We start from the raw sequence: 18845 nt of genomic DNA on the forward strand, positions 1-18845 counted from the left end.
TTTTCGGGAGGGCCCCGGCTGTATCACGAGCCTCTTGCGCCCTTGACGAGTTAGAGATGGAGATCGTTATGATCGAAACGCGTATCGAAGTAGAGTGCTTGGAAGACGGGGCCATCCGGGTACGCAGAGGTGCGTGGTCGGACCGTGTGCCGCGTGCGCGGATCGACCACTGGGCAGACCACTATGAGCTGATGCATCTCAATAATGGCAATGCCGGCTATCTCGAACTCGCGCATGCCCTGCGGGAGGCCAAGGCGAAACTCCTGTCTTGATTGAACTGGACAGGCTGTCGCGGCTGCCTTCGTCCTGACCCGTTCTCCAGACGTCTATCGCCCGTAGGCAGAGTTTTCCGGCTTTGCTCAGGGTGACGGGCTGCGACGCAAGCGATACGCTTGTTTGTCGAGAATGGAGACAAACATGAGAATCGCGCTCGTCCAGCCGCTGCCGCTTCCCTCTGACCCGGCGCAGATTTTTGCGCATATCGAGACCTGGGTGAGCGGCCTGTCGTCGCTCGGAGCCGATCTCGTCGTGCTGCCCGAGCTGATCTTGCCCGGCTACAACCGGCCCGAGGATCATCGCGCGCAGGCGCAGCCGCTCGGGGGAGAGTGGTGCGCCACGATGGGCGATATCGCGCGCAAATACGAATGCGCGATCTGCTATGGCTGGGCCGAACGGCTGGGCGATGACGTGTTCAACGCGGCGTCTGTGCTAGAAAAGACAGGCGCGCGGGTCGGGCACTATCGCAAGATCCAGCTTTTTGGCGAGATGGAGCGCGCGAGCTTCGCCTTCGGGACGGAAACGCCGCCCGTCTTCGAGTTGAATGGCGTCCGGACCGGCCTGCTGATCTGCTACGACATCGAGTTCCCGGAACACGCACGGACCTTGGCGAGAGCGAAGGCGGAGTTGATCCTCGTGCCGACGGCGAACCCGGTTGGCTACGATCACGTCCCCGATCTGCTCGTGCGGGCGCGCGCGAATGAGAACGCGGCCGTCGTGGTCTATGCGAATTACGCCGGTCCTGATCGCGATATCGACTTCGGTGGCAAGTCCATCATCGCGGGCCCAGACGGGCAGGCGGTGGCGCAGGCAGGAAGCGGGCCGACGACGTTGATTGCCGAGCTGCCGAAATCCGCGGAATATCCAAGCGAGGTCATCTCGGTTCAGCTCGATGATCTGCGCAGCGTCGAATAGCCGAGGGGCTTCGCGGCTCCGCAGCATTTGAAATTCTGCCTTCCGAGCATAGCTCCGGATTAGGCGCGGCTTAGGGCGGGGCGACAGTCCAACCTAGGTTGGGGCAGATATTTCGGAGGGCACATGGAAATCAACGCGGAATTCTCGGAGCGCGTGCTCGTTCATTCCGACACGCTCGACTGGCACGGCTCGCCGTCGGCGGGTGTCGAGCGGCGGATGCTCGACCGGATCGGCGACGAGGTGGCGCGGGCGACGAGCATCGTGCGCTTCGCCCCGGGGCACAGTTTCTCGGCGCACACGCATGGCGGCGGCGAGGAATATCTCGTGCTCGAAGGCGTGTTCCAGGACGAGAGCGGCGATTATCCGGCGGGGACTTATGTGCGCAATCCGCCGCAGACCCGGCACCGGCCGGGATCGGAAGGTGGCTGCACGATCTTCGTGAAGCTCTGGCAGTTCGACCCGGACGACCGCAACCAGTTTCACAAGGATATGCGGGCCGATCTGACCCAGACCGGCGAGGGCGTGGAGTGCGCTGAACTTCATCGCGACGCGCGGGAGATCGTCCGCTATTTCCGGCTCGCGCCGGATGCGACCCTGTCGCTAGATGATCCGGGCGGGATGGAGTTGCTCGTGCTAGGCGGAACGCTGTCCGAAGGCGGCGATGACCTGCGCGAGGGATCGTGGCTGCGCTTGCCTGACGGGCAGCCGCTGCAGGTTCAGGCCGGGTCGGGCGGCGCCGAGTTCTGGATCAAGACGGGGCATCTGCGCTTTGTTGCCGCGCCGGATCAGTGACGGGAAACGATCTCTCACAATGACGAGGCTTCCATGAAAACGCAGGTCGCGATCGTGGGCGGCGGGCTCGCGGGCTTGGCGCTCGCGCGGCATCTGCACGCGCGCGGTGTCTCTTTCGAATTGTTCGAGGCGCGGCCGCGCTTTGGCGGTCGGATCAAGGCGCTTGAGACCGCAACGGGCAGGGTCGATCTCGGCCCGTCATGGTTCTGGCCCGGCCAGCCCCGGATCGCCGCGCTCACCGAGGCGCTGAACCTGCGCAAGTTCGAGCAGTTCGCGCGCGGCGCGGTGTCGCTGGAAGATGCGAGCGGCGACGTTCACCGCAATATGGGCTTTGCCAGCATGGCGGGGTCGTGGCGTCTCGAAGGCGGCATGGTCGCGCTGACGAATGCGCTTGCCGCTGAGCTTCCCCCCGCGCAGCTTCATCCCGGGGCGCGCGTCGTCGGGATCGGGGCAGGGCCCTCGGTCACACTCGAGGACGGCCAGGCCTGCGAGGCCGAGAATGTCGTGCTTGCCGTGCCGCCGCGCGTCGCAGAGCAGATGACCTTTGAACCGGAGCTGAGCGATGCGCAGAGGCAGGTGCTCCGCGCGATCCCTACTTGGATGGCGGGGCACGCGAAATTCGTAGCCCTCTACGAGCGACCGTTCTGGCGCGAAGCCGGGCTGTCGGGCGATGCGATGAGTCAGCGCGGGCCTCTGGCGGAAATCCACGATGCGTCCGGGCCGGACGGCACGCCCGCCGCTCTGTTCGGCTTTCTGGGCGTGCCGGCGCGGGCACGGATCGGGCAGGAGGAGGTGGTCAAAGCTGCGGCCCTCGAGCAGCTTGGCCGGATATTTGGGCCCGAGGCGGCCAACCCGCTGACCTATGCGCTCGAAGACTGGGCCGTCGCGCCCGAAACGGCGACGGAGGCCGATCTCGAACCGCTCAGGTTCCACCCCGATTACGGCCTGCCGTCGGTGCTGCGCGGGCTCCGTGAGGGCCGTGTGCATTTCGCGTCTTCGGAAACCGCGCCCGAGATGGGCGGCTACATGGAAGGCGCGCTGGCGGCGGCGGAGCGCGTGGTGCGTGACCTCGTGGGAGGGTTCGGGGCGACCCCATAGCCCGACGCGCCCAGCCCCCCTGTCACAACACGATTGACCCGCCCCGGATTGACCATATTCTTGAGTCTCGGGTGAATCTTGGTTCGCCTCGGCAATCGGATCTGAGGGAGGAGAGACGATATGTGCCATGTTTTTGCGGGTCAGGACCCGGAGCGCTATTCCAGCGAGACGCGCAGGCTGCGGCTCAACGGCCAGAGCACGAGCATCCGGCTCGAGAACGCATTCTGGGACATTCTCGACGAGATCGCCGCGCGCGATGGGGTGTCCACGCCGACCTTTATCTCGACGCTGCATGCGGAAGTGCTGGAGCTGCGCGGGGAGCCGTCGAACTTCACGTCGCTGCTGCGCTGTGCGTGCCTGAAATTCATGGAAATCTCGACCGATCGTGCCCCGCTCGCGGTCGCCGCAGAGTAAGCGCAAGCCTGACGTCAAACATTCTTCAGGGGTAGTATAGACCTACTACCCGCCCCACCGCGGCCCGCTGCTAGGCTCTCAGGACAACTGACAGCACTACAGCGGGAGCAACCGGTGGCAAAATCCATTCATTCCATGATCCGTGTCCTCGACGAGGACCGCTCGGTCGCGTTTTACGACAAGGCTTTCGGCCTCAAGGTCGCCGACCGTCTCGACTTTCCGGATTTCACGCTCGTCTATCTGAGCAATCCCGAAAGCGAGTTCGAACTGGAACTCACCGTCAACAAGGGCCGGACCGAGCCCTATGACCTCGGCGATGGCTATGGCCATTTCGCGGTCTCGGTCGATGATCTCGAAGCCGAACACAAGCGCTTCGAGGCGGAGGGCCTCGCGCCTCGCAAACTCGTGGAATTCGCGCCGGCAGGGGAGGTCGTCGCGAAGTTCTTTTTCGTGGCCGATCCGGACGGATACCAGATCGAGGTGCTCGCGCGCGAAGGCCGCTTCAAGTGAGATTTTCCTAAGGGAGACATCAGGGAGGAGACGACAATGGCAACCAAGGCAAGCTCGAAAGGGCTGACCAGACGGCAGCTGCTGGCGCGGGCAACCGTGGCGGGGGCGAGCTTCGTCGTGGGTTCGGGGTTCATGGCGGCGCGCAATGCCGCCTGGGCCACCGAGCTCTCGGCGCTCAAGCCCACCACTTTCGCGACGCTCGTGCAGATGGCGCGCGATATCTATCCGCACGACAAGATCGACGACCAGTATTATGTCATCGCGGTGAAGGGCTACGACACTGCCGATACAGCTGACGAAATCGAAGCGGGGATTGCCGCGCTCGATGCGGCGGCACGCGGCAAAGGCTTCGCGAATTACCTCGAGACGGGCTGGGAGAAGGATCGCGTCGCGATCCTGCGGGGCATGGAGGAGAGCCCCTTCTTCCAGAAGATCCGGGGTGGTCTGGTGACCGGCCTCTACAACCAGAAAGCGGTCTGGCCGATCTTCGGCTACGAGGGCGAGTCCTATTCCAAGGGCGGCTACATCAACCGCGGTTTTGACGACATCGACTGGCTGTGAGGGAGGCAGACATGGTTGCGAAATTTGATCTGAGCGACGACAGCGTCGTCGTCATCATCGGTACTGGCGCGGGCGGCGGCGTGCTGGCAAACGAACTGGCGCAAAAGGGCGTCAAGGTCGTGGCGCTCGAAGCGGGCGGTCGCTATCTGCCCGAGGATTACATCAACGACGAATGGGAAAGCTTCGGCCAGCTCGCCTGGACCGAGCCACGCACGACGAGCGGCGACTGGCGCGTAGCGAAGGACTTCTCGGGTCTGCCCGCGTGGATCGTGAAAGCGGTCGGCGGCACCTCGATCCACTGGGCCGGGGCGAGCCTTCGCTTTCAGGACCACGAGTTCAAGACGAAGACCCATTACGGCAATGTCGACGGGGCGAACCTGCTCGACTGGCCGATCGATCCGGCCGAGCTTGCGCCCTATTACGACAAGGCCGAGGCCAAGCTGGGCGTGACCCGCACCGGCGACCGTCCGGGCCTGCCGGGCAACAACAACTTCAAGGTTCTGGAGAAAGGCGCGAAGTCGCTTGGCTACGAGGAAGTGAATACCGGTCATATGGCGATCAACTCGATCGACTATGACGACCGGATGTCGTGCCAGCAGACGGGCTTCTGTTTCCAGGGCTGCAAATGGGGCGCCAAGTGGTCGTCGGCCTACACGGACATCCCGCGCGGCGAGGCGACGGGCAATCTGGAGGTGCGCGATCATTGCCACGTCGCCCGCATCCTGCATAACGATCAGGGCATGGCCTCCGGCGTCGAGTATTTCGACAAGGACGGCAATCTGCAGATGCAGAAGGCCAAGATCGTCTGCGTCGCGGGCAACTCGATCGAGAGCCCGCGCGTGCTCCTGAATTCGCATTCGGCGATGTTCCCCGACGGGCTTGCGAACTCCTCGGGGCAGGTGGGGCGCAACTACATGCGTCACACCACGGGCTCGGTCTATGGCGTGTTCGACAAGCCGGTGAAGATGTGGCGTGGCACGACGATGGCGGGCATCGTCCGCGACGAGGCGCGCCACGATCCCTCGCGCGGGTTCGTGGGCGGGTATGAGCTGGAGACGCTCAGCCTCGGTCTGCCCTTCATGGCGGCCTTCCTCGATCCGGGCGGCTGGGGGCGCGAGTTCACCTCGGCGCTCGACAGCTACGAGAACATGGCCGGGATGTGGATCGTCGGCGAGGACATGCCGCAGGAGACCAACCGCATCACGCTCAACCACAAGGTCGAGGACGCCTACGGGCTGCCGGTGGCCAACGTGAACTACACCGATCACCCGAACGACCGGGCGATGCGCGATCACGCTTATGCTCGCGGGAAGGCGATCTACGAGGCGGTGGGCGCGACCCGGACGCTGCCGACGCCGCCCTATCCGTCGACGCATAACCTCGGCACCAACCGGATGTCCGAGAACCCGCGCGACGGGGTGGTGAACAAGCACGGCCAGACCCATGATGTGCCGAACCTGTTCATCTCGGACGGCTCGCAATTCACGACCGGCGCTGCGGAGAACCCGACGCTGACCATCGTCGCGCTCGCGATCCGGCAGGCGGATTTCATCGCCGGGGAATTGTCCAAGGGTAACATCTGATCCCGAGAGGGTCAGCTAAGGCAAAAGAAGACCGGGCTGCCGAAGGGTGGCCCGGTTCTTTTTGCGGAACCTTTGCCCGTCTGCGCGCTTGCGCACAGGACATGCGGGACCTTCGCTAGTTCAAATTTCCACGGGAAGCCCCACACTATCACCAACGATATTTGGAGGCTCCCATGACCTTTCGACCTGTCTCGGCCACCAGCCAAGCGCAACCCGCGCTCGAAGGCGCTGGCGTGCACCTGCACCGTGTCTTCGGCTTCGGCGACCCGTCGCTGACCGATCCGTTCCTGATGATGGACGACTTCCGCAACGACGATCCGCGGCTCTATTCCAAGGGCTTCCCGTGGCACCCGCATCGGGGCATCGAGACGATTACCTATGTGCTCGACGGCCAGGTGGAGCACGCGGATTCGCTCGGCAATCGCGGTCTTCTCGGCGCGGGCAGTGTGCAATGGATGACGGCCGGCTCCGGCATCGTCCATCAGGAGATGCCCTCGGGCAATGCCAAGGGGCAGATGCACGGGTTTCAGCTTTGGGCGAACCTGCCCGGCGCGCTCAAGATGACGGCGCCGCGCTATCAAGACATTACCGGCAGCGACATTCCGATCGAGGGCGACGAGGACGGTACCACCGTCAAGGTCATCATCGGTTCGTTCTGGGGCAAGACCGGCCCGGTCGACGGGATCGCCGCCAATCCGATGCTGCTCGACGTGTCGATCCCCGCGGGGCGCCGCAAGGTGCTGCCGGTCGATACGCGCTCGAACGCGCTCGCCTATGTGTTTGCAGGTTCCGGCACCTTCCGCGACGCCAGCGATCCGGTCGGCATCAAGGTCGAGAAGGAATATCGCGGTCAGGAGCTGAATATCCGCGACATGACCGGCAACCGCACGCTGGTCCGCTTCGGCGCGGGCGATGAGATCACGGTGCAGGCCGGGGACGAAGGTCTCCGCTTCCTGCTGATGACCGGTCGCCCGATCCAGGAGCCCGTCGCATGGCACGGCCCCATCGTCATGAACACGCAAGACGAACTGCGTCAGGCGCTGACTGAACTCAACAACGGCACGTTCATCAAACACGGCTGAGGGCGCCGTTGCCCCTCAGTCCCTTCCCAACACAGGAGTTAGAAATGGCACAACCGAAGATCGCAATCGTCTTTTATTCCACCTATGGCACGAACCACGCTGTCGCGCTGGCGGCAGCGGAAGCCGCCGAGGCAGCCGGGGCCGAGGTGCGCCTGCGCCGCATTCCCGAGACGGCCCCGAAAGCCGTCGTCGAGGGGCAGGACGCCTGGAAGAACCAGCTCGAGAAGATGAGCGATATTCCGGAAGTGACCGCCGACGACATGGAGTGGGCCGAGGGCTATTTCTTCTCCGGGCCGACCCGCTACGGCGTCTCCGCGAGCCAGATGCGCGCCTTCATCGACACGCTGGGCGGTCTCTGGGGCGCGGGCAAGCTCGCCAACAAGACCTTCACCGCGACGACCAGCGCGCAGAACGCGCATGGCGGGCAGGAGGCGACCATCCTCGGCCTCTACACCACGGCCATGCATTGGGGCTGCGTCATCGTTCCGCCGGGCTATACCGACGAGGCGATCTTCAATGCGGGCGGCAACCCCTACGGCTTCTCGACCAATGCCGGGGGCGTCGACGAGGCTGGCAAGGCCGCGATCGCCCATCAGGCGAAACGCCTCGTCGAGATGACGGCGAAACTCGTCGCCTGATCTGACTTAACGTCCATTAAGCGCCCCCACCTCTCTCGGCGGGGGCGTGCTTGTCTCCCGATCGCAAAGTGTCCAAACCTTTCAATTCCCCGTGCGTCCGCCGATCAGCGTGGTATTTCGACTGAATGGATATCGTCGTCATCACCACGATTGTCGCGTCGCTTTTCCTCGTCATCGGGGTGGCGGAGCCATTGGCAGCGCGCCTCCGCCTTCCGTTCAGCGTGATCCTTGCGGGCATCGGTATTCTCATCGGTGTGGCGGCTGTGTTTTTCCTCCGGACCGAGCTGACCGACGCGCTCAATCCGGTGGCGGAAGCGATCCTGAACCTTCCGATCCGCTCGAACGTGTTTCTCTACGTGTTCCTGCCCACGCTGCTGTTTCAGGCGACGTTGGGGATGGACCTGCGCAGGATGCTGGACGACTGGGTTCCCATCCTGATGCTTGCGGTGGTGGCGGTCGTCGCGGCCACCCTCAGCGTCGGTTACGCGCTGTCCTGGGTCAGTTCGATCCCGCTCACCGCGTGCCTGCTCATCGGCGCGATCGTGTCCACGACCGATCCGTCCGCCGTCGTCTCGATCTTCCGCTCGATCTCTGCCCCGCGCCGGCTGTCGCGGATCATCGAAGGGGAAAGCCTGCTCAACGATGCCGCGGCCATCGCGCTGTTCGGGCTTTTCATGGGCTTCGTCATGATGGGCGTGCCCGATCCGAAGCTGGGCGACGCGCTCGCCCGGTTTCCGTATCTCATCCTCGGCGGCGCGTTCACGGGCTGGCTGGTCGCGCGTATCGCCGTCGGGATGATGTCGTTCTTCCGGCGCCATGAGCTCGCCCAGCTCTCGATCTCGGTGGCACTGCCTTACCTGGCCTATATCGGCGCGGAGCAAAGCATCGGCGCTTCGGGCGTCATCGCGGTGGTCGCCGCCGGTCTGACGCTGAACCTGACCGGGCCCGGACGTCTGCAACCGCAGACATGGATCAATCTGCGCGAGCTCTGGGGCGTCCTGGCGCATTGGGCGGGAGCCCTCATCTTCGTTCTGGCAGCACTGTTGATCCCGCGACTTCTGGAGGAAATCCGGATCGGGGATATCGCCCTCGTCGGTGTCGTGGTCGTTGCGTCCATTTTCGCGCGCGCGGTGATCCTGTTCGGGCTTCTGCCACTTCTCACGGCGCTGCGGGTCTCACCCACGGTCGAGCGGCCCTATCGGGTCGCCATCCTCTGGGGCGGATTGCGTGGGGCGGTGACGCTCGCGCTGGCGCTGGCCGTGACCGAGAGTTTCCGCGTCCCCGACGAGGTTCAGCGCATGGTCGGCATCCTCGCCACCGGCTTTACGCTATTCACACTGATCGGGCAGGGCACCACGCTGCGCTGGATCATCGGTCGGCTGGGGCTCGACCGGCTGTCGCCGATCGACGATGCGCTGTCGCGTCAGGTGGTCGCCGTCTCGCTGCAGAAAGTGCGCGAAGACCTCGCGCGGACCACCGAGAATTATGAACTCAGCCGAGACGTCGTCCGCTCCGAAGCCAAGCGGTTCGGGGAGCGGCTGGAGGGCGCGGTCAAGGCCGCCGACGACAGTCAGGACATCCACGACCGCGACCGCATCACCCTGGGGCTTATCGCGCTCGCCGGCCATGAACGCGACACCATCCTGATGCGGGTGCGGGAGCGGACGATCGCCTCTCGCATCGCCGAACAGGTTCTGTCGAATGCCGACCGTCTGATCGAGGGCGCACGCGCGGACGGGCGGCACGGCTATAACCGGATCGCGCGGCGCAGCGTCAAATATGGCTTCGGCTTCCGCGTCGCGAATATCCTGCATCGCCGCCTCCACCTGTCGCGCCCCCTCGCGCGGATGACGGCGGACCGGTTCGAGATGCTCCTGTCGCAGCGGCTGGTACTGCGCGATCTCGGCGGCTTCATCAGCGGCCGCATCCGCCGCATTCATGGCAAGCGCGTGAGCGACCTGCTCTCTGACCTGCTGTCGCGCCGCATCGAAATCGTCGAAACCGCGCTGCAGGGGCTGCGTCTGCAATATCCCGGCTACGCCGAAGAGCTCGAACGGCGCATCATTCGCCGGACCGCGCTGCGGCTGGAGGAGCGCGAATACGAGACGATGCGCGAAGACGGCCTGATCGGCGATGAGGTCTACACCAAGCTCCGGGCCGCCCTTGCCCAGAAGCGGTCACGCGCGGAGGATCGCCCCAAGCTCGATATCGCGCTGCGGCGCATCGAGCTCGTTCGGCAGTTTCCGCTGTTCTCCGGTCTCGATGCTCGGGACCAGAAACGCTTGAGCCGGTTGCTCAAGGCGCGGCACGCCAACGCGGGGGAGGTCATTCTCGGCCGCGACAGCGTCGCGAAAAGCGTGTTTTTCATCGCCTCCGGGGCGGTCGAGGTTGAGGCTGCCAACCAGACGTGGCGGCTGGGTCGCGGCGAGATGTTCGGTCAGCTGTCGATCCTGATGAGACGGACGCGCAGGACCGAAGTGCGCGCGATTACCCCATCGACCCTTCTGGAATTGGACGAAGCCCGGTTCCGTCGCCTGCTGAGCCGTAGCAAGTCACTGCAGCAAGCCGTCCGCGCCAGTGCGGAGAAACGCGGGATCGCTCCTGACGCGCTCCTCGCGGATGTCGAGAGGGCGCGTCAGTAGCGGGTCGGCTTCGGAGCTGCGAAACGGCTCCGATCGCTTACATCGGGTTTTCGATGTTCGCCTTCATGTTCGGAACGTTTGCAGCGGTCGCCGTGCCTTCGGTTTGGCTGCAGGCGGCCAGAATGCCCATGGCGCAGCATGCGACCAGAGCGAGTACGGCTTTTTTCTTCATCGGGCTTTGCATGTCGGGTTCCTTTCAAAACGACTCGGGTCCTCAAAGTGAACGGACCAGTTCAACTATTTGAGGCGCACCGTGGCCTCGGCAAGATTTTTCTGTTGCTGTGGATGTATTTAGCCTCACTGACGCAGCGGCGCCACGCAGAGGATTTCCCGGCGCACATGAGCGGGAGATTGCCGCAAGGGTATTTCTCGATGGAAGGCCCCGCAGATGGAGGCCTAATCGTCAGCTCGAAAGGTCACGCAGCGTCAGAAACTAACTTTGACATGTTTGCCCAATTCAAGTCACAACATCGCCGCTCTTGCATGTGATCCAGCCGTCGTAGGCGAGCCGCACAGGTCCATTCGGAGCCACTCGCGCCCAACGGAGGTATTGATTATGAATGTTAAAAACGTGTCGCTTGAATTGTTGGTTAAGCTTGATGAGCGCGGTGTGGCTGAAGTGGGCAAATTCTCCCTTAATTTCCAGGACGACACCCGTGACGCTCTTGGGGACTCGATCAACTTGAAAGGTCTGGCGACGCTGGCGCAGCCGGAAAAGGTCTTCACCGCGGCCCTGCGCACCGAATTGCTCGACCAACGCGCGACTTTCGATCCGCAGAAATTCTCGGTCTCCGTCAACGTGAGTTCCTTCGCCACCTCCGATCCGTATATCGAGATCGAACGCCGTTGGCGCATCGCCCTTGTCACCTTCCTCGAGGAATACATCATGCAGTCCCAACCGATGCTCTCGTCGCTCAAGGTTCGGGGCGCGTATGCGGAACAGCTCGCGGCCTCGAATGCGCCGCTGCACTGATCGGTAGCCCTCACCCTCATCGACTTTCTTATCCCGCACAGATGTCGCGGTAGTCGTCCGGCTCGCGGTGAAGCGCGAAGTTGAAGACGTTCTCGCGCAGCTCGCGGCAGCGGTCGAGGTCGATTTCGGCCATCGCCAACTCATCGCCGAACCCTTGGGTCTTGGCGATGATCTCGCCGGTGGGCGCGATGATGCACGTGCCGCCGATCAGATCACAACCCTCTTCGCGCCCCGCTTTCGCGGTGCCGATCACCCAGCACCCATTCGCGTAAGCCCCCGCCTGCATCGACAGGTGGTTGTGGAAGTCCTGCAGGTGATCATGCTCGGGCGCGAGCGGGTAGTGCACCGGCGTATTGTAGCCCAGCATCACCAGCTCCGCCCCGCGCAGACCGAGCACGCGGAACGTCTCGGGCCAGCGGCGGTCGTTGCACAGGCACATGCCCAGCTTGCCGCCGAACCCGTCGAAGACGCCAAAGCCCAGATTGCCATGCTCGAAATAGCGCTTCTCCAGATGCTGGAAGGGGCGCCAGTCTTCGTATTCGGGATGGCCGGGCAGGTGGATCTTGCGATATTTGCCGATGATCTGGCCGGTCTTCTCGACGGTGATCGACGTGTTGAACCGGCGCTTCTGGCCGTTCTCGTAGGCGATCTCCGCATAGCCGAGATAGAAGCCGACACCGAGCTCGCGGGCGGTATCGAACAGCGGCTGCACCTCCGCGTTCGGCATCTCGGTCTCGTAGAATGCGTCGAGCTCGGCCTCGTCCTCGATCAGCCAGCGCGGAAAGAAGGTGGTTAGCGCCAGTTCGGGAAAGACGACCAGTTCCGCGCCGCGCCGATGGGCGTCGATCAAAAGCTTCTGCATCCGCGCCACGGCGGAGGCGCGCGGCTCGTCACGCGCAATCGGTCCAAGCTGTGCGGCGGCGGCAATGAATTTGCGGGTCATGGCAATTGTCCTGTCTCGGTCGTTTGAAATTCGGGCGCGTTCTGAAGCTCCGCCTGCTGGCAGACGACATCCATCAGCACCTGTGCCCCGCCCGCGATGTCCGAGGGGGCGGTATATTCGTGAATGTTGTGGCTGACCCCGTCCTGCGAGGGCACGAAGATCATGGCCGAGGGGCAATTCGGCGCGAACATCTGCGCGTCATGGCCCGCGCCCGAGGGCATCCGGCGATGGCCCAGCCCGCGCGCATGGGCGGCGGCCTCGACGCTGTCGACCAGCGCCGGGTCGAACTCCACCGGCTCGAAGCGGGCCAGTGTCCGGCGCGTGATCGCGCAGCCCCCCGTGCGTGCGAAATCCTGCGCGGCGCGCCAGAGCCGGGTCTCGGCCTTTTGCAGCGTGGCCTCGTCGGTATGGCGCAGATCGACGGTCATCACCGCTTCCTGCGGCACCACGTTCACCAGATCGGGCGAGACGCGTAGGCGCCCCACGGTCGCGACCTGCGGCGGGCCGTGATCGGCGGCGATCTGCTGCGCCTCGACCGAGATCCGTGCCGCCACCGCGCCTGCATCATGGCGCAGCGCCATCGGCGTCGTGCCCGCATGGGCCGAGGCGCCCGTGACGGTGATCTCGGTCCAGGAAATGCCCTGCACGCCGGTGACGACGCCGATCTGCAGCTCCTCGGTCTCCAGCACCGGGCCCTGCTCGATATGCAGCTCCAGATAGCTATGGGGTTTCAGCGCGCCGACCGGGGCGCGGCCTGCGGCATCGATGGCGGCGAGCGCATCGCGCAGGCGCACCCCGTCGATGCCTTCCACCTCCAGCATCTCGTCGAGCGGCAGCGCGCCTTGCGCCACGCCCGAGCCCATCATGTCCGGGGCGAAGCGCGCGCCTTCCTCATTGGTGAAGAACGCGACCGCAACGGGGCGGCGGGTGCGCGCGCCAGCCGCATTGAGCGCCTCGATCACTTCCAGCCCGGCCAATACACCGAGGCTGCCGTCATAGAGACCGCCCGTCGCGACCGTATCGATATGCGAGCCCATCAGAACCGGCGGGCCGTCTTCCTCGCCCACGCGGATGCCCCAGCAATTGCCGATGACGTCCGTGGTGATCTCGAGGCCCAGCTCGCGCATCCAGCGCATCACGAGGGCGCGGCCTTCGGCGTCTTCAGGGGAAAGGGCGAGGCGCTTCACGCCGCCGCCGGGCAGGGCGCCGATCTGTGCCAGCCGCTCCAATCGCGCCATCAGACGCTCGATGTCGATCGCGATACTCATGCCGCGCCCCGCACTTCAGCAGCGCTGCGGCCGACGAGGGTTTTGAACAGCGCGGCGTCGGTGTCGCCTTCCGTGCCGAAACACAGGATGCGGGAATTCGCGTCGATCCCGAGGGCTGCGCGCGCCTCATCATTCTCGGCGGCGGCGAGGAAGGCTGCGAGCCCCGCCACGGCGGATTCCCCGGCGGCCACCGGCGGATCGCCCCCCTCGGGTTTGGCCAGCGCGCGCATCACCGCAACGGCATCGGGGTCGGCGACGGACATCACCGCGAAGGTCAGTGGCTCCAGCACGTCCCACGCCAGCAGCGAGACCTCGCCACAGGCCAGACCTGCCATCAGCGTGTCCAGATCGCCCTCGACGGCGGTGGGTTTGCTTTCGCGGATCGTCTCGAGCCAGCAGGCCGATTGGTCGGGATCGGCGAGGATCACGCGCGGCGCCTCGGGGCCGTAACGGCGCGCGAATTGCGCCGCGACCGCCGCCGCCAGCCCGCCGACGCCGGTCTGGATGAAGATATGGGTGGGCGGTGTGCCAAGCGTATCGGCCGCCTCCGCCGCCATGAGCTCGTAGCCCTGCATCACGTCTTTCGGGATCTCGGTGTAGCCCGGATAGGAGGTGTCGGAGACGACGAACCAACCCTCGCGCGTTGCGGTCTCCTGCGCCTCGCGGACGCTGTCATCGTAATTGCCTGCGCAGCGGCGAACTTCGGCGCCATAGGCCTCGATCGCTTCCTTGCGGCCTTCGGAGACGGTGGCGTGGATGAAGATCACGCAGCGGCAGCCGAAGCGTTGCGCGCCCCATGCGACCGAGCGCCCGTGATTGCCGTCGGTGGCGCAGCAGACGGTCAGTTGCGAGGCGATATCGGCATATTTGCCCGCCACGATGTCTTCTGCGCTGGGTTCGGGGATGTTCTTGGCCTTCGCGATCTCGCGGGCCAGAAGGCGCAGCACCGCATAGGCGCCGCCAAGCGCCTTGAAGCTGCCGAGGCCGAAGCGCCCGCCCTCGTCCTTGAACTGGATCTCGGCCACGCCCGCCTTTTCCGCCATTGCGGGCAGCGAGACGAGGGGCGTCGGCGCATAGCCTTCCCACGAAGAAATCGTGCGCTTGGCCAGATCGAAGGCGGCGTCGTTCAGAACGGCCTCCTGCTTGGGCCCATAGCCTTTCGCGGTGTCGTAATGCGGGTTCAGAATGAGCTCGTTGGATTGCCCCTCTCCGAGGGCATTTTCGAAAATCATGGTGGGGTCCTTGTGGTTGGTCATCGCGCTCAGGCCCCCGTCTTGGAGGCACGGCGGCGGATCAGCTCGGCCAGCGCCACGAGGGCGATGTTGCCGAAGACGATCATCACGGCGAGCGCGTTGAGTGAGGGAGAGAGCGCGAAGCGGAAGTCGGAGGCGACGAGCACCGAAAGCGGTTGCGCGCGGCCCGAGACGAAAGCGGTCAGGACGTATTCGGCCGAGGACAGCACGAAGGCCACGACCCACGACGCCATCAGCCCGTTGGCCATCAGTGGCAGCACCACCCGGCGGAAGGCCGAGAGGCCCGAGGCGCCCAGATCGGCGGCGGCTTCCAGCAGCCCGCGGTCGATCCGGATCAGCACCGAGGCGATCACCAGCGTCGAGAAGGGCAGCACGATCACCGTCTGCGCGGCGATCACCGTGAGCAGGCTGCGCGCCACCCCGGTCTCGTTGAACATGATCAGCTGCGCGACCGCGAGGATCAGCTTCGGGATCAGGAAGGGCGCGAGCAACAGCACCGCGAAGATGCCGCGTCCGCGCATCGGGTAGAAGCTGATCGCCAAAGCGGCGAGCCCGCCCAGAAGCGTCGCGCAGATCGCGACGGGGAAGGCGACACTCAGCGTGGTCAGGAAGCCCCCGCCCAGACGCCCATCGCCCATCACCTCGGCATACCATTTCAGCGTGAAGCCCGAGAAGGGCAGGGACATGATCTTGGAATCGTTGACCGAAAACAGCGCGATCATCGCGATTGGCAGATACATGAAGGCGAAGACCGCCCAGACCCAAAGGGTGGAGAGGCGCGACATGTCAGGACCCTCCCACAAGGCTCGAGCGGCGGATCAGCATCGCGCCCACGGCAAAGAAAGCCATCAGGATCGCGAGCATCGTCCAGGCGATGGCCGAGCCCAGCGGCCAGTCGAAGGCGGTGCCGAAGAGGTCGTTGATCGCCGAGATCACGGTGATCCCCGAGGCTCCGCCCAGAAGCTGCGGCGTGAGGTAATCGCCCACCACCATCACGAAGACCATCAGCCCGCCCGCCACGAGGCCGGGGAAGGTCAGCGGCAGGGTTACGCGGGCGAAGCGGCTGGGGCTGCGCGCGCCCAGATCGGCGGCGGCTTCCAGCCACGCGTCATCGAGGCTCTCGAAGGCGAGCCACAGCCCGATCACCATGAAGGGCAGATAGTTGTAGGTCAGCGCGATATGGGTCGCGAGGGGCGAGAACAGCAGCCCCTGAATGGGCGCGTCGGTGACACCTGCCCAGATCAGCGAACGATTGATCACCCCCTCGGCGCCCAGAAGCACGCGCCAAGCGAACACGCGCACCAAGTCGCCCGAATAAAGCGGCACGAGCAACAGCGTCAGCAGCGCGGATTTCATCGCGCCCGCGCGTTTGGCGAGGAACCACGCGACCGGGTAGCCGATCACGGCGGTGATCGCGACGACGAGCGCGCCCGAGCCGAAGGCTTTCAGGATCAGCCCGCGATAGGTCGCAGAGCCCGCGATCTTTGCGTAATTGGCGAAGGACGGGTCGTAGGAGATCGCGACGAAATCGACGCGGAAGAAACTGTAGGCGAACAGGATCAGCAGCGGCGCCACGCAAAGCGCCAGCAGGAAGGCCGTCACCGGGGCGGCGAGGAGCGTGCCGACTCGCAGGCTCATGGCTTGGCCTCCGTGGCCCGGTCCGCCCTCTGTTCGGCCTCGGTCCGCGCGATCCAGACCTGCGCGGGGTCGAAACCGATGCGGATCTCCGCACCGATCTCGGGCACGTCGTCATGGCCTACGGTCAGCGCCAGCGTGATGCCCGCGGCCTCGGCTTCCACCAGCCACTCCGCGCCGCGATAGACGGCATGGGTCACGCGGGCTGAGATTCGGCCTTGCGGGTCGAGGAACAGTTGCTCGGGGCGCAGGCAGAGCACGGCGGGAGAGCCGGCTTTGAGGTCGCGCACGCCGGGTGTCGCGAAGGGGCCCAAGGGGGTCTCGATCTCGTAGGCGCCGATGGCGGTGTCGATGATCTTGCCCGGCACGCAGGCCGCGCCGCCGATGAAATCGGCCACATAAGCGGTCTCGGGGCGGCGATAGATCGTATCCGGCGCGCCTTGTTGTTCAATGATCCCGTCACGCATCACGATGATCCAGTCCGAGAGCGCGAAGGCCTCTTCCTGATCGTGGGTGACATGGAGAAAGGTCATTTTCAGCCGACGCTGCAGGTCTTTCAGCTCGATCTGCATGTCCTTGCGCATCCGCCGGTCGAGCGCGGAAAGCGGCTCGTCCAGCAGCAGAAGGCGCGGCTCGTTGGCGATCGCGCGGGCCAGCGCCACGCGCTGTTGCTGCCCGCCCGAGAGCTGGCGCGGGCGACGGTCGGCCATCGCGGTCATCTGCACGGTTTCCAGTGCGGCGCGGGCCTTCTCGCGCTCTTCCTTGCGGCTCAGCCCCTTGTAGCGCAGGCCGAAGCCCACGTTTTCCAGCACGCTCAGATGCGGGAAGAGGGCATAGCTCTGGAAGACGGTGTTGATCGGGCGGGCGCTTGCGGACACGTCGTTGATCTTTTTGCCGTCGAGCTCGAGCATCCCCTCGCTCACCTCCTCGAACCCGCCGATCATGCGCAGGATCGAGGTCTTGCCGCAGCCCGAAGGCCCCAGCAGCGTGACGTAGGAATTCTCGTCGAGCCGGAAATTCACACCGCGCACGGCCTGCACGGTGCCATATGTCTTACACAGGGCACGCGCGCGGAGCAGGGGCATTGTCTGCCCCTGCCCACCCGTCGGCCCGGAACCTGCCTCGGTCATTCTTAGCTGGCCTTCACTTCGTTCCAGAGTGCGACCCAGTCGTTGTAGCGCGGCGGATTTTGCTTCCAGACGAAGTTGTCCATCACCGACAGATCCTTGATGAAGATCTTTTCCTGCTGGGCTTCGTCGATCTCGTCGCGCGCGGCGGAGGTCGATTGCGCATAGGGGCCGCCATAGGCGAGCATTTTGCCGTAGGTTGGGCCGAGCAGGTAGTTGACCAGTTCGAAGACCGAGTCCCGGCGCGCGCCCTCGACGCCCTTGGGTACGGCGATCGTGTCGCACCAGCCGATGACGCCCTGCTTGGGTTTGGCCATGCCCATTTCGAGACCCTTTTCCTTCAGGTCGTAATAGGGCGGCACCCAGGAGAAGGCGCAGACCACTTCGCCGGTCGCGAAGAGGTTGGTCAGGTCGCCGATGGAATTCCAGTAGGTGCGCAGCTTGCTCTTCTGGATCATCAGCACCTTTTTCACTTCGGCGAGCTGCTTGTCGTCCATCGTGAACATTTCGTCGCGCGGGATGCCCAGATACATCGCGGCGATCATGATCCCTTCGAGCGCGTAGTCGCGCATCGCGAGCTTGCCGTTGTACTTGTCGCCCTCGAAGAAGACCGACCAGTCGGGCTCTTCATCCATCAGGTCGGCGCGGTAGACGATCGGGTTGATGCCCCAATAGAAGGGGATGCCGTAGGTCTGTCCGTCCGTCTTGCCCAGTTCGGTCTTCTTGAACGTGTCGTAGAGGAGCTTCGCGTTCGGCACCTTGTCGAAGTCGATCGGCTGCAGAAGGTCCGAGGCGGTGTAGTAGGAAACCTTGTCGAGACCGGGCGTGATCAGGTCGACCGAGGAGGCCCCGCCGGCGCGCAGTTTCGCGAATTGCTCGTCATCGGTGCCGATGAAGGTCTTCGTCAGGTCGACGTCATGGCTGTCGAGGAAGGGCGCGAGATAGTCGTCCTTCGCGAGGTTCTCCCAGGTCATCCACAGAAGATCGGTCGCGGCCAGCGCTCGTCCCGCTGGGCCGAACGCCCCGAGAGCGGTGCCCGCAAGCGCAGATTTCAGGAATAGTCGGCGATCCATGGCATATCCTTTCGCTGCATGAGATGGCGAGGTCACCTTCGCAGGAAAGAATTATTTCACAA

20 protein-coding genes are annotated in these 18845 nt (G+C 64.6%); 12 read left to right on the forward strand and 8 right to left on the reverse strand.

Annotation, left to right across the window (positions count from 1 at the left end; genetic code table 11):
* Window positions 1-56: 56 nt before the first annotated feature.
* The 11 genes from AKL02_RS04570 (at window position 57) to AKL02_RS04620 (ending at window position 10511) form a co-directional block, all read left to right on the forward strand.
* Window positions 57-272, forward strand: a complete 216-nt coding sequence (locus AKL02_RS04570) for a hypothetical protein (RefSeq protein ID WP_078539927.1) — start codon at window positions 57-59, stop codon at window positions 270-272.
* Between the two features lie 145 nt (window positions 273-417).
* The gene (locus tag AKL02_RS04575; protein ID WP_083078814.1) at window positions 418-1191 is read left to right on the forward strand and encodes a carbon-nitrogen hydrolase family protein; all 774 of its coding nucleotides are present in this window, start codon (window positions 418-420) and stop codon (window positions 1189-1191) included.
* A gap of 123 nt (window positions 1192-1314) precedes the next feature.
* Window positions 1315-1983 (forward strand): cupin domain-containing protein, encoded by a 669-nt coding sequence (locus tag AKL02_RS04580; protein WP_083078815.1) that lies wholly within the window; start codon window positions 1315-1317, stop codon window positions 1981-1983.
* Between the two features lie 33 nt (window positions 1984-2016).
* On the forward strand, window positions 2017-3081 hold the full coding sequence (locus AKL02_RS04585; protein ID WP_083078816.1) for a flavin monoamine oxidase family protein: 1065 nt from the start codon (window positions 2017-2019) through the stop codon (window positions 3079-3081).
* Window positions 3082-3201: 120 nt separating this feature from the next.
* Entirely contained in the window at window positions 3202-3495 is a 294-nt protein-coding gene (locus AKL02_RS04590) for a ribbon-helix-helix domain-containing protein (RefSeq protein ID WP_078530393.1), read from the forward strand.
* A gap of 114 nt (window positions 3496-3609) precedes the next feature.
* On the forward strand, window positions 3610-4005 hold the full coding sequence (locus tag AKL02_RS04595) for a VOC family protein (protein ID WP_078545828.1): 396 nt from the start codon (window positions 3610-3612) through the stop codon (window positions 4003-4005).
* Between the two features lie 36 nt (window positions 4006-4041).
* The gene (locus AKL02_RS04600) at window positions 4042-4566 is read left to right on the forward strand and encodes a Twin-arginine translocation pathway signal (protein WP_078599620.1); all 525 of its coding nucleotides are present in this window, start codon (window positions 4042-4044) and stop codon (window positions 4564-4566) included.
* Window positions 4567-4577: 11 nt separating this feature from the next.
* Window positions 4578-6149 carry a GMC family oxidoreductase gene (locus AKL02_RS04605; RefSeq protein ID WP_083078819.1) on the forward strand — a complete coding sequence of 524 codons (1572 nt, stop codon included), beginning with the start codon at window positions 4578-4580 and terminating at the stop codon, window positions 6147-6149.
* A 173-nt stretch (window positions 6150-6322) separates the two neighbouring features.
* Complete coding sequence (locus AKL02_RS04610) at window positions 6323-7231, forward strand: pirin family protein (RefSeq protein WP_083078821.1); 909 nt, start codon at window positions 6323-6325, stop codon at window positions 7229-7231.
* A gap of 44 nt (window positions 7232-7275) precedes the next feature.
* The gene (wrbA, locus tag AKL02_RS04615) at window positions 7276-7869 is read left to right on the forward strand and encodes an NAD(P)H:quinone oxidoreductase (protein ID WP_078599618.1); all 594 of its coding nucleotides are present in this window, start codon (window positions 7276-7278) and stop codon (window positions 7867-7869) included.
* Between the two features lie 125 nt (window positions 7870-7994).
* Window positions 7995-10511 carry a cation:proton antiporter gene (locus AKL02_RS04620; RefSeq protein ID WP_083078823.1) on the forward strand — a complete coding sequence of 839 codons (2517 nt, stop codon included), beginning with the start codon at window positions 7995-7997 and terminating at the stop codon, window positions 10509-10511.
* 37 nt (window positions 10512-10548) lie between these two features.
* Here the strand turns inward: AKL02_RS04620 and AKL02_RS04625 are convergent, their stop codons facing one another.
* Entirely contained in the window at window positions 10549-10695 is a 147-nt protein-coding gene (locus tag AKL02_RS04625; RefSeq protein ID WP_165757007.1) for a hypothetical protein, read from the reverse strand.
* 372 nt (window positions 10696-11067) lie between these two features.
* Here AKL02_RS04625 and AKL02_RS04630 point away from each other — a divergent pair, with 372 nt between their 5' ends.
* On the forward strand, window positions 11068-11484 hold the full coding sequence (locus tag AKL02_RS04630; RefSeq protein WP_083078826.1) for a hypothetical protein: 417 nt from the start codon (window positions 11068-11070) through the stop codon (window positions 11482-11484).
* Window positions 11485-11512: 28 nt separating this feature from the next.
* Here the strand turns inward: AKL02_RS04630 and AKL02_RS04635 are convergent, their stop codons facing one another.
* The 7 genes from AKL02_RS04635 to AKL02_RS04665 are packed head-to-tail and all read right to left on the reverse strand — an operon-like array spanning window position 11513 to window position 18783.
* The gene (locus AKL02_RS04635; RefSeq protein ID WP_083078829.1) at window positions 11513-12427 is read right to left on the reverse strand and encodes an N-carbamoyl-D-amino-acid hydrolase; all 915 of its coding nucleotides are present in this window, start codon (window positions 12425-12427) and stop codon (window positions 11513-11515) included.
* Complete coding sequence (locus AKL02_RS04640; RefSeq protein ID WP_083078831.1) at window positions 12424-13695, reverse strand: Zn-dependent hydrolase; 1272 nt, start codon at window positions 13693-13695, stop codon at window positions 12424-12426. The genes AKL02_RS04635 and AKL02_RS04640 overlap by 4 nt, the downstream gene beginning before the upstream one ends.
* A complete protein-coding gene (locus AKL02_RS04645; RefSeq protein WP_083078843.1) occupies window positions 13692-14927 on the reverse strand; it encodes a diaminopropionate ammonia-lyase in 1236 nt (411 codons plus the stop codon). Before AKL02_RS04645 ends, AKL02_RS04640 begins: the two co-directional genes overlap by 4 nt.
* Before the next feature lie 29 nt (window positions 14928-14956).
* Window positions 14957-15733, reverse strand: coding sequence for an ABC transporter permease (locus AKL02_RS04650; RefSeq protein ID WP_075777097.1), 777 nt, complete (start codon window positions 15731-15733; stop codon window positions 14957-14959).
* 1 nt (window position 15734) lies between these two features.
* A complete protein-coding gene (locus AKL02_RS04655; protein ID WP_078539912.1) occupies window positions 15735-16586 on the reverse strand; it encodes an ABC transporter permease in 852 nt (283 codons plus the stop codon).
* Entirely contained in the window at window positions 16583-17668 is a 1086-nt protein-coding gene (locus AKL02_RS04660; protein WP_083078844.1) for an ABC transporter ATP-binding protein, read from the reverse strand. The genes AKL02_RS04655 and AKL02_RS04660 overlap by 4 nt, the downstream gene beginning before the upstream one ends.
* A 47-nt stretch (window positions 17669-17715) precedes the next feature.
* Window positions 17716-18783, reverse strand: coding sequence for a substrate-binding domain-containing protein (locus tag AKL02_RS04665; RefSeq protein WP_083078833.1), 1068 nt, complete (start codon window positions 18781-18783; stop codon window positions 17716-17718).
* Between the last annotated feature and the right edge of the window lie 62 nt (window positions 18784-18845).

Source organism: Thioclava electrotropha, assembly GCF_002085925.2.
Lineage (GTDB): Bacteria > Pseudomonadota > Alphaproteobacteria > Rhodobacterales > Rhodobacteraceae > Thioclava > Thioclava electrotropha.